Raw genomic sequence first — 10,810 nt, 5'->3', positions numbered from 1 at the left:
AGCCGCTCGGTGTGTCCCAGGTTGAAGCGGCGCGGCGAATGAACATCCCGTTTCAGCGCCTCAATGCCATCGTCAAGGGGCGTCGCGGGGTGAGTGCCGACACGGCGCTCCTGTTCGAGGCTCTCACGCGCTGGGACGCGCAGATCTGGCTGACGCTCCAGGCGAAGTGGGATCTGTGGCACGCCCTGCGAGCCAGGGGACAGCGGCCACGAGTGAAGGCGCTACCGCGGACGCCGTGAAGCCGTTGGCGTCGATTTCTCGGCCGACAGGTCCGCTTGTCGACACTACGGCGTTTATCGTTACGATCCTCACGGGCACTGGTGCTCTCGTTGTTCGTCTCATGCAGAGAGAGATGGTGTGGAAAGCGTCCTCAGCCTCCGGCCTTCCCTCACGACCGCTCCTCACAGCCGCAGAGCTTGTCGAGAGTCGCAATGGCAAGAAGCAAAGAAACGCGGCCAAGAAGGACCGACGGCGCGACCAAGTCGGTCAGTTTCCAGAAAATGTCGATAGCCTCCCAGATGTACGTCGCACCCCAGGCCACCAATCCGACGGGCTTACGGAGTCTGCTAGGGACGTATCCCCTAACTGCCTGTGGTGAAAGTCGACCGACCACCATCATTTGATCGCCGAAGGGATCGACACAATCGATCGCGGCCCTTACACTGTGACGCATGGCCATGGGCACCCGCGACCCCGAGCAACCCCCGTTGTGGATCGCCGCGTCTGATCTGCCGGTCTCGCCGGGGCATCCCTTCTACACGCGATTGAACGCGTTGCTGGATGCCGACGGCTTCGACGCGTTTGTCGAAGACGCCTGTCGATCCTTTTACGCGCCGGTGTTGGGCCGCCCGAGTCTGGCGCCGGGTCGCTACTTCCGGCTGTTGCTGGTCGGGTACTTCGAAGGCATCGATTCGGAGCGCGGCATCGCGTGGCGCGCGGCGGATTCGCTGGCGGTGCGGAGCTTCGTGCGACTCGGACTCGAGGAGGCTGCGCCGGACCATTCGACGATCTCGCGCACCCGCCGGCTGATCGATGTGGACACGCATCGGGCGGTCTTTACGTGGGTCCAGCAGCGCCTCGTGGCCGCCGGCCTCTTGAAGGGCCGCACGATCGCGATCGACGCCACCACGTTGGAAGCCAATGCGGCCATGCGGAGTATCGTGCGACGGGATACGGGCGAAGACTATCAGGCGTATCTGATCCGCCTCGCCGCGGCCTCCGGCATCAAGACGCCGACGCGAGACGTGCTGGCACGGTTTGACCGCAAGCGGAAGAAGAAAACCTCCAATAAGGACTGGAGGAGTCCCACCGATCCCGACGCGAAGGTCGCGAAGATGAAGGACGGCCGGACGCACCTGGCGCACAAAGCCGAACATGCGGTCGATCTGGCCAGCGGCGCGCTGGTCGCGGTGACCCTGCAGGACGCAGACCAGGGCGACACAACGACGCTGGTCGAGACGACGATTGCGGCGGCCGAACAGGTCGAGAGCGCACACGCGGCCACCGAGGACGCGGAGGGACTGCACGAGATCGTGGCCGACAAGGGGTACCACAGCAACGAGACGATGGTCGGTCTGGCTGCGGTGGGCCTGCGGTCGTACATCTCGGAGCCGGACCGCGGCCGGCGCGATTGGTCCGACGCGCCGAACGCGCAAGCCCCCGTCTATGGGAATCGCCGCCGTATGCGGGGCGCCCGCGCGGGACGTTTGCGGCGGCGACGGGCGGAACTCGCCGAACGATCGTTTGCGCATCTCTATGACACCGGTGGGATGCGACGCACGCATCTGCGCGGACACGACAACATCTTGAAGCGCCTGCTGATTCATGGCGGCGGCTTCAACTTGGGGCTCGTGATGCGTCAGTGCCTCGGCCTCGGCAAGCCGCGGCGCTTGCAGGGCCGGCTCGCGGCCGCGCTGACCCTCTTCATCGCCGTGTGGGCGCGCATCGAGGCCATCTGGGGCGTCGGTGACCTGCGCTCCGTCGATGAATCGCCGTTGTTGGCCGCGCGTCATCGTTTTGAGTGGCTACCCGTCGCGCCGCGAATCGCGGGGCTTTAGCCACAGGCAGTTAGGCCCCGCGGTCGCTCAGTAAAACCTTCCGACGCAGACCTCTGTCTGCCCCGACAGGGAATGTTTGACAGCTCCTGGGCGGTAATTGTCACCATCTCAGCCACAAAGCCCAACAACAAACGCCAATGCGCTGGAAAAGCTGTAGGCGCACGCTCTGGCAAGGACTTTGCTCGATAGCACTGCGTCTTCCAGACGCCCCCTCCCTGTTCCTGTCTGGGTGCAAGTCGAAGTATTACGGGCCGGACGCCGCGACGAATGAGGACGGACATGCCGCGCGCTTATGTAGTCGTGCGTTTCGCGATAGCTCTGACTCTCGCTGTGTTGTGGGCGGGCGAGATGAATGCCCCAAGGGCGCAGCAGGGCGACCCTTGCGATCCGCCGATCGCGAATCCCATTCTCTGCGAGAACACGAAGCCGGGAAATCCCGCAAGCGAGTGGGATGTGAGCGGCGCGGGCGATTCGGCGATTCAGGGGTTCGCGACGCAGATCAGCGTCAATCAGGGGCAGACGATTCGTTTCAAGGTCAAGACGACTGCTCTCCTCTTCCGTCTGGACATCTATCGACTGGGCTACTACGGTGGCTTGGGCGCACGCAAGGTCGCAACCATCGGACCAGTGCTGCGCCGGAGCCAACCGAACTGCCTGGTCGAACAGAGCACCGGCCTCGTCGACTGCGGGAACTGGAGCGTGACGGGCTCATGGTCCGTGCCAGCGACGGCCGTGTCGGGCATTTACATCGCGAAGGCAACACGACTCGGCGGGGGCGGCGGTAGTCACATTGTCTTCGTCGTACGTGACGATGACGGCCAATCGGATCTCCTGTTCCAGACCTCCGACACCACGTGGCAGGCGTACAACCAGTACGGCGGCAACAGCTTGTATGTCGGCAACCCGGCCGGCCGCGCGTACAAGGTGAGCTACAACCGTCCCTTCACGACCCGCGGTACCTCGCCAGAAGATTGGCTCTTCGGCGCCGAGTACCCGATGGTCCGATGGCTGGAAGCCAACGGGTACGACGTCAGCTACTCGACGGGCATCGACTCGGATCGCCGCGGCGCCGAGATCCTCGAGCACAAGGTCTTCCTGTCCGTGGGTCACGACGAGTACTGGTCGGCGGCGCAGCGCATGCACGTCGAGAACGCGCGCGCCGCCGGTGTGCACCTCGCCTTCTTCAGCGGCAACGAGGTGTTCTGGAAGACGCGCTGGGAGAACAGCATTGCGTCTGGCGCCGGGGCCTATCGCACGCTGGTCTGTTACAAGGAGACGCACGCCAACGCCAAGATCGATCCGGTGTCCAACATCTGGACCGGCACGTGGCGCGATCCGCGCTTCAGCCCGCCGGCTGACGGCGGGCATCCGGAGAACGCTCTGACCGGCACGATCTTCGCGGTGAACTCCGGGACGACCGGCATCCGCGTGCCGGCCGCCTTCGGCAAGCTCCGCTTCTGGCGTAACACGTCGGTGGCGGAGCTGACGCCCGGCGCGTTCGCCACCATGCCGGATGGCACCCTCGGCTACGAGTGGGACGAAGACCGTGACAATGGCTTCCGCCCGCCGGGACTAATTCGCCTTTCCAACACCACCGTCACCGGCGTCGATTACCTCCAGGACTACGGATCCACCTATGGCCCCGGCACCGGCAATCACGCGCTGACGCTCTACAAGCATCCGAGCGGTGCGCTCGTCTTCGGCGCCGGCACCGTGCAGTGGTCCTGGGGCCTGGACGACACGCACTACGGGGGGAACGCGCCACCGAGCCTGGCGATGCAGCAGGCCACGCTCAATCTGTTCGCCGACATGGGCGCGCAGCCCGGCACGATGCAGCCCGGCCTGGTGCCCGCTGTCCCATCATCCGATAGTGCCGCTCCCGTGTCGGCCGTGACCTCACCGGCAGCCAACGACTATGTTGCCGCGAACACGACAGTCACCATCACCGGTACTGCCGCCGACTCCGGCGGCGGGAACGTGGGCGGTGTCGAGGTCTCGGTCGATGGCGCCGCGAGCTGGCGAGCTGCGACTGGCGGGGAGACCTGGAGCTACGCCTGGCAGACAGGAGGCCCTGGCGTTGCTTCGATCGTCAGTCGAGCGGTCGATGACAGCGGCAATCTGGGGCAGCCGTCAGCCCCCATCTCGGTGACGGTGGGATCCGACCCGGGAACGGCGACGTGTCCCTGCTCGATCTGGGCGCCGAGCGTGGTTCCGGCGTCTGGAGCGGCCAACGATCCGAACGCCGTGGAGCTGGGCACACGTTTCCGGGCCGACCAGAATGGGTACATCACCGCGATTCGGTTCTACAAGGCCCCAGAGAACGTCGGTCCTCACATCGGCAATCTCTGGACCGCGGGCGGGACACTGCTGGCATCGGTGAGCTTTACCGGCGAGAGCGGATCCGGGTGGCAGGAAGCCACGCTGGCGTCGCCGGTCGCCATCTCGGCGAACACCAGCTACGTCGTGTCGTACCACACGAGCTCTGGCTTCTATAACGGCGACCTTGGCTACTTCGCCAGTGGCGGCGTGGACAACGCTCCGCTCCATGCGCTGCAGAATGGTCAGGACGGGCCCAACGGGGTTTACAAGTACGGCGCGAGCGGCTTTCCGAATCAGACCTTTCAGAGCGCGAGCTACTGGGCTGACGTTGTCTTTGTGACCTCGGTCGCGCCGGATACGACACCGCCGTCGGTGACAGCCGTCAGTCCATCGAGTGGCGCGAGTGCTGTCTCCATCACCACGACCGTCACCGCGACGTTCAGCGAGAACGTCGCCGCGGCGTCTGTCAACGGGTCGACCTTCCAGCTGCGTGATGCATCGAACGTGCTCGTGCCGGCAACGGTGAGCTATTCGGGAGGCACCCGCACGGCGACGCTCATGCCGAGCGCACCGCTCGCGTACGAGACCACGTACACGGCCCGCGTCGTGGGTGGGGCTGGTGGTGTGGAGGATCTTGCGGGGAACCCGTTAGCGGCCGACTTCACGTGGAGCTTCACGACGGCGGAGGAGCCCGCCACTGCGACGTGCCCCTGCTCGATCTGGGATCCGAGCGTGGTGCCGGCGTCCGGGGCGGCCAACGATCCGAACGCCGTGGAGGTGGGCACACGTTTCCGGGCCGACCAGGATGGGTACATCACCGCGATTCGCTTCTACAAGGCGCCAGAGAACGTCGGTCCTCACGCCGGCAATCTCTGGGCCGCGGGCGGGACACTGCTGGCGTCGGTGAGCTTCACGGGTGAGAGCGGATCCGGATGGCAGGAGGCCACGCTGCCGTCGCCGGTCGCCATCTCGGCGAATACCAGCTACGTCGTCTCGTATCACACGAGCTCCGGCTTCCACACGGGCGACCTTGGCTACTTCGCCAGTGGCGGCGTGGACAACGCTCCGCTCCATGCGCTGCAGGATGGTCAGGACGGCCCGAACGGCGTTTACAAGTACGGCGCGAGCGGCTTCCCGAATCAGACCTTTCAGAGCGCGAACTACTGGGTTGACGTTGTCTTCGTGACCTCGCTGGCGCCGGATACGACGCCGCCGGCGGTGACGGACGTCAGTCCATCGAGTGGCGCCAGTGGGGTCGCAATCACGACCGCGGTCACCGCAACGTTCAGCGAGAACGTGGACGCGGCGTCCGTCAACGAGTCGACCTTCGAGCTGCGCAACGCATCGAACGTCCTCGTGCCGGCAACGGTGAGCTATTCGGCAGGCGCTCGCACGGCAACGCTGACACCGAGCGCGCCGCTCGCGTACGAGACCACGTATACGGCCCGCGTCGTGGGCGGGGTTGGCGGTGTGCAGGATCTTGCCGGGAATCCCATGGCGGCCGACTTCACGTGGAGCTTCACGACGGCCGCCGCACCGCCGCCACCGCCGACTGAAGGCCCGGGCGGTCCAATCCTCGCGATTGGGTGGAGCGGCAATCCCTTCAGCCGGTACTACGCAGAGATTCTCCGCGCCGAAGGCCTCAACGCTTTCACGGCCATGGACATCTCTCAGGTGTCGGCCACCGTGCTCGCTGCCCACGACGTGGTGATCCTCGGTGAGATGCCGCTCACTAGCGCCCAGGTGACGATGCTCACCAACTGGGTGGACGGTGGTGGGAATCTCATCGCGATGCGGCCAACCAAGAGCCTGGCCGGGCTGCTCGGCCTGAGCGACTCCGGCGGAACCCTGCCGGAAGGCTACCTTGCCGTGGACACGAATGTTCCTCCCGGCGCCGGCATCACGGCGGCATCGATGCAATATCACGGCGTGGCGGACCGCTATACGGTCAGCGGTGCGTCGACGATTGCCACGCTCTACGCCGATGCGAGCACGCCGACCGTCCATCCGGCTGTGACGCTCAACAGTGCGGGTGGGAGCGGCGGTGAGGCTGCGGCCTTCACCTACGATCTGGCGAAGTCGATCATCTACACGCGTCAGGGCAACCCGGCCTGGTCCGGCCAGGAGCGTGATGGATTTCCGCCCATTCGATCGGACGACCTCTACTTCGGCGGCGCCGAGCCCGATTGGGTGGATTTCGACAAGATCGCCATCCCTCAGGCGGATGAGCAGCAGCGCTTGCTGGCCAACTTGATCAACCACATGAACATCGGCCGGAAGCCGCTGCCGCGGTTCTGGTACTTCCCGCGCGGCGAAAAGGCGGCCGTGGTGATGACGGGCGACGACCATGCCAACAACGGCACCGCAGGCCGATTCGATATCTACAAGAACAACAGCCCTGCGGGCTGCAACCTGGACCGCTGGGAGTGCGTGCGGGGCACGTCGTACATCTACCCGCACACGCCCATCAGCAACGCGCAGGCGGCGAGCTATGTGGCTGACGGGTTCGAGATTGCGGTGCACATCACGACAGGGTGCAGCGACTACACGCCTCAGTCGCTGCAGTCGAACTACACGAACGACATCGCACAGTTCTCGCAGCTATTTCCGAGCCTCCCCGCGCCAACGACGAACCGGACGCACTGTATCGCGTTCAGCGACTACGACACGCAGCCGCAGGTCGCGCTCGACCACGGCATACGGCTCGACACGAACTATTACTACTGGCCTGCGTCCTGGGTGCAGGATCGCCCGGGGTTCATGACCGGCTCGGGCATGCCAATGCGGTTCGCCAGCGCCAACGGGGCGGTGGTGGACGTGTACCAGGCGGCGACGCAGCTCACCGACGAGTCGGACCAGTCCTGGCCGTTCACCATCGACACGCTGCTCGATCGAGCCATTGGGCCCCAAGGCTACTACGGCTTCTTCGTTACCAACATGCACACCGACACGGTGCAGCACACCGGCTCGGACGCAATCGTGGCCTCCGCGCTGGCTCGCTCGGTGCCAATCATCTCGGCGGAGCAGTTGCTCACCTGGCTCGACGGCCGCAACGAATCCTCGTTTGGGGACCTCAATTGGAGTGGCGGCACGCTCAGCTTCTCGGTCAGCGTGGGCAGCGGTGCAAACGGTATCGAGGCAATGCTGCCGATCACGTTCGGTACGGCGTCCCTCACCGGGCTGTCGCGGAACGGGTCGCCGGTGACCTATCGCGTCGAGACGATCAAGGGCGTCGCGTATGCGATGTTCGCTGCGCTGCAGGGGAACTATCAGGCCAGCTACGGAACGGATAGCACGCCGCCGGTGATTAGCGGGATTGCCGCCAGCCCGACGAATACCACCGCGACGATCACCTGGGCCACCAACGAACTGGCCACATCACGAGTCGACTACGGCACGTCGCCAGGCGATCTGAGCTTGTCGGCATCCACACCGGGCCTGACCTCATCGCACGAGGTGACGCTGACGGGCCTCTCGAGCGGCGTCACGTACTACTTCCGTGTGACCTCCGTGGATGCCGCGAACAACCCGAGCTCGGCGCCGTCCACGCCGGCGAGCTTCACGACGACTGCGCCGCCGTCGCTGGACTGCCCGTGCACGATCTGGCCGGAGTCCACCGTTCCGGGAACGGCTTCAGACCCCGACACGGACGCCGTGGAGCTCGGCGTCAAGTTCCGGACCACCGTCGACGGTGTCATCACGGGCATTCGCTTCTACAAGGGGCCGCTGAATACCGGCGTCCACATCGGAACCCTGTGGAGCGCGAGCGGTGTTCCGCTGGCGACCGTGACGTTCACGGACGAGACGAGTAGCGGCTGGCAGCAGATGATGTTCGACACGCCGGTGCCGGTCACCGCCAACACGGTGTACCTGGCGTCGTACCACGCTCCCAATGGTCGGTATGCCGTCGACGTCGGATACTTCGCCTCGTCTGGGGCCGGGAGCGAAGCGCTCGAGGCGCTTGCGAACGGCGTGTCCGGTGGAAACGGCGTCTATCAGTACGGCCCGAGCACGTTTCCGACACAGACGTTCAATAGCTCCAATTACTGGGTCGACGTGGTGTTCGTCGAGGCAACGCCTTGATGGCCTGCGCGACGGGACGGACGGATAACGCCAAGACAAGAGGACCATCGCATCAATGATCGCGTCCAGTGTCACGCTCGAGGAAAACGTCGTCATTCATCATCCCGATCTGGTCAACCTTTACGGTTGCCGGATCGGCGCTCATTCGCGCATCGGCACGTTCGTCGAGATCCAGCGAAATGCGGTCATCGGCAGGAGCTGCAAGATTTCGAGCCACAGCTTCATCTGCGAGGGGGTGACCCTCGAGGAGGGCGTGTTCATCGGACACGGCGTGATGTTCACCAATGACCTCCATCCACGTGCCGTGAGCGAGGACGGCAGCTTGCAAACAGATGCGGATTGGACTGTCGTGGACACGCGCGTGAAGCGTCGTGCGTCCATCGGCAGCAACGCGACGATTCTCGCCGGTGTGACCATTGGCGAAGGCGCGCTCGTCGGCGCCGGTGCCGTGGTCACGCGGGACGTTCCAGATTACGCAGTCGTTATCGGTGTGCCGGGCAAAGTCGTCGGCCGCGCAAAGGACGCGCCGGCGATGGATGAGCTCGTTCCGGCCTCTTCAGGGAGCACGAAATGATTGGTGTTGCTGTCGTCGGGTACGGCTACTGGGGCCCGAATCTCGTTCGAAACCTGTGGGACGCGCCGGGGGTCCGGCTGATCTCGGTGTGCGACCTCAGGAGCGAGCGGTTGGTCGAGGTCCAAAAGCGCTATCCCGCCGTGGAGACCACCGCGGATTTCAGCGCGGTGCTGGGTGACGCGCGCGTCGATGCCGTCGTGATTGCCACGCCGGTGTCGAGTCATTTCGAGCTTGCGATGCGTGCGCTGCGGGCCAGGAGGCACGTGTTCGTCGAAAAGCCCCTCGCTCCGACAACCGAGGAAGCGTTGATGCTGGTCGACGAGGCCGACCGCCAGGGGCTGGTCCTCGCGGTCGATCACACGTTCGTGCACACCGGTGCGGTACGCAAGATGCGCGAGCTGGTGGACGATGGGCTGGGTGATATCTACTACTACGATTCGGTTCGCGTGAACCTGGGGCTCTTTCAGCACGACGTGAGCGTGCTCTGGGACCTCGCCGTTCACGATTTATCGATCATGGACTACATCCTGCCTGCCAAGCCGGTCGCGGTCTCGGCCACTGGCGTCAGCCACGTGGAGGGGGAGCCGGAGAACATCGCCTACTTGAGCCTTCAGTTCGCGAACAATCTCATCGCGCACATCCACGTGAACTGGCTGGCGCCGGTGAAGGTGCGGCGGACACTCGTGGGAGGCAGCCGCAAGATGGTGGTCTACGACGACCTGGAACCGAGCGAGAAGATCAAGGTATACGACAAGGGCATTACGCTCAACGGCAACCCGGAACAGAACGGCGAGAAGATCTACCAGATGCGTGTGGGGTACCGGACGGGCGATATGTGGGCGCCGAAGCTCGACATGTCGGAGGCGCTCGGCATCGAGCTGCGCGAGTTCGTCGCGTGCATCGATCAGCGCCAGACGCCAATTGCCGACGGGCGCGCCGGGCTTCGCGTGGTGCAGATTCTCGAGGCGGCCACCGAGTCGCTCGCACGCAGTGGGCGCGTCATCCCGCTCGAGTCCAGACAATGCGTGGCGTGAGCAGGAGAATGACTCTTGAGTGAACCTCGTTCCAGCCGGATCGTTCGAGCGGTACATGGTCTTCGCCAGACCCGGCCGGATCCGCCGTTCGAGATCGGCCTGTCCGAGTCGCTGAAGTCGTCATATGACGTGGCTGGCCTGGTAGAGCTCTACGGGCGCTTCGCGATGGGCGAGGGGCCGGTGGATCTCCTGATGCGGCGCTGCATCTGGCGGGCCGCAGCCCGGCGCTGCGGCCACGGGCTGCAGGTGGCGAGCGGCGTCGGTTTCAAGCACCTCGAGACGTTCGAGCTCGGCGACGGCGTGTTCGTTGGCGCGCAGGCGTACATCCAGGGCCGCTTCGACGGCACGACCGTGATCGGCAGCCATGTCTGGATCGGGCCCCAGGCGTATTTCGACGCGCGCGATCTCGTGATTGAAGACTATGTGGGCTGGGGTCCCGGTGCCAAGGTGCTCGGCTCCGCACATACCGGCCTTCCCGCGGACGTTCCCATCGTCCAGACGGATCTGGAGGTCAAACCGGTGCGGATCGGCGCCTGGGCCGACATCGGCACCAACGCGACGGTTCTTCCGGGCGTCACCATCGGTCGCGGCGCCATCGTTGGTGCCGGCGCCGTGGTGTCGCGCGATGTGGACCCGTTTGCCATCGTCGCCGGTGTGCCGGCGCGGTTCATGCGGTGGAGAGAAGGAACGCCTGACGTGACGTCCGCGCTCCCGCAGAATATGAAGACAGGACAAGGGTAGCC

At 65.0% G+C, this 10,810-nt stretch carries 5 protein-coding genes and 1 pseudogene; all 6 read left to right on the top strand.

What is annotated here, in order from left to right; translation table 11 throughout:
- Nucleotides 1–239 (top strand): HigA family addiction module antidote protein (locus GEV06_21465; protein ID MPZ20456.1); only part of this gene is annotated, 239 nt, incomplete at its 5' end.
- 432 nt (nucleotides 240–671) lie between these two features.
- Nucleotides 672–1,985: pseudogene (locus tag GEV06_21460) on the top strand (transposase).
- A gap of 351 nt (nucleotides 1,986–2,336) precedes the next feature.
- A complete protein-coding gene (locus GEV06_21455) occupies nucleotides 2,337–8,459 on the top strand; it encodes a DUF4082 domain-containing protein (GenBank protein ID MPZ20455.1) in 6,123 nt (2,040 codons plus the stop codon).
- 55 nt (nucleotides 8,460–8,514) lie between these two features.
- Entirely contained in the window at nucleotides 8,515–9,033 is a 519-nt protein-coding gene (locus GEV06_21450; protein ID MPZ20454.1) for an N-acetyltransferase, read from the top strand.
- Complete coding sequence (locus tag GEV06_21445; GenBank protein MPZ20453.1) at nucleotides 9,030–10,067, top strand: gfo/Idh/MocA family oxidoreductase; 1,038 nt, start codon at nucleotides 9,030–9,032, stop codon at nucleotides 10,065–10,067. The genes GEV06_21450 and GEV06_21445 overlap by 4 nt, the downstream gene beginning before the upstream one ends.
- A gap of 15 nt (nucleotides 10,068–10,082) precedes the next feature.
- Nucleotides 10,083–10,808, top strand: coding sequence for an N-acetyltransferase (locus tag GEV06_21440; GenBank protein ID MPZ20452.1), 726 nt, complete (start codon nucleotides 10,083–10,085; stop codon nucleotides 10,806–10,808).
- The last annotated feature ends 2 nt before the right edge of the window (nucleotides 10,809–10,810 follow it).

Source organism: Luteitalea sp., from assembly GCA_009377605.1.
In the GTDB taxonomy this organism is placed as follows: Bacteria; Acidobacteriota; Vicinamibacteria; order Vicinamibacterales; family Vicinamibacteraceae; genus WHTT01.
This window is presented reverse-complemented; position numbering and strand designations above follow the sequence as displayed.

Excerpts from the sequence above, each read along its gene's own strand:
- GEV06_21455 (MPZ20455.1), top strand. The coding sequence starts at position 2,337 with ATGCCGCGCGCTTATGTAGTCGTGCGTTTCGCGATAGCTCTGACTCTC.
- GEV06_21450 (MPZ20454.1), top strand. The coding sequence starts at position 8,515 with ATGATCGCGTCCAGTGTCACGCTCGAGGAAAACGTCGTCATTCATCAT.
- GEV06_21445 (MPZ20453.1), top strand. The coding sequence starts at position 9,030 with ATGATTGGTGTTGCTGTCGTCGGGTACGGCTACTGGGGCCCGAATCTC.